Consider the following 844-nt stretch of genomic DNA (forward strand, 5'->3'; position numbering starts at 1 on the left):
CTCGGTGAAATTATAGTACCTGTGAAGATGCAGGTTACCCGCGACAGGACGGAAAGACCCCGTGGAGCTTTACTGTAGCCTGATATTGAATTTTGGTACAGTTTGTACAGGATAGGCGGGAGCCATTGAAACCGGAGCGCTAGCTTCGGTGGAGGCGCTGGTGGGATACCGCCCTGACTGTATTGAAATTCTAACCTACGGGTCTTATCGACCCGGGAGACAGTGTCAGGTGGGCAGTTTGACTGGGGCGGTCGCCTCCTAAAGTGTAACGGAGGCGCCCAAAGGTTCCCTCAGAATGGTTGGAAATCATTCGTAGAGTGCAAAGGCATAAGGGAGCTTGACTGCGAGACCTACAAGTCGAGCAGGGACGAAAGTCGGGCTTAGTGATCCGGTGGTTCCGCATGGAAGGGCCATCGCTCAACGGATAAAAGCTACCCCGGGGATAACAGGCTTATCTCCCCCAAGAGTCCACATCGACGGGGAGGTTTGGCACCTCGATGTCGGCTCATCGCATCCTGGGGCTGTAGTCGGTCCCAAGGGTTGGGCTGTTCGCCCATTAAAGCGGTACGCGAGCTGGGTTCAGAACGTCGTGAGACAGTTCGGTCCCTATCCGTCGTGGGCGTAGGAAATTTGAGAGGAGCTGTCCTTAGTACGAGAGGACCGGGATGGACGCACCGCTGGTGTACCAGTTGTTCTGCCAAGGGCATAGCTGGGTAGCTATGTGCGGAAGGGATAAGTGCTGAAAGCATCTAAGCATGAAGCCCCCCTCAAGATGAGATTTCCCATAGCGTAAGCTAGTAAGATCCCTGAAAGATGATCAGGTTGATAGGTTCGAGGTGGAAGC

1 rRNA gene is annotated in these 844 nt (G+C 54.3%); it reads left to right on the top strand.

From position 1 onward, the window contains the following. Nucleotides 1-844 (top strand): 23S ribosomal RNA (locus tag JDS81_RS29765); the annotation flags it as partial.

The sequence above is a fragment of the Bacillus cereus group sp. N31 genome, assembly GCF_016483245.1.
Taxonomy (GTDB): Bacteria; Bacillota; Bacilli; order Bacillales; family Bacillaceae_G; genus Bacillus_A; species Bacillus_A toyonensis.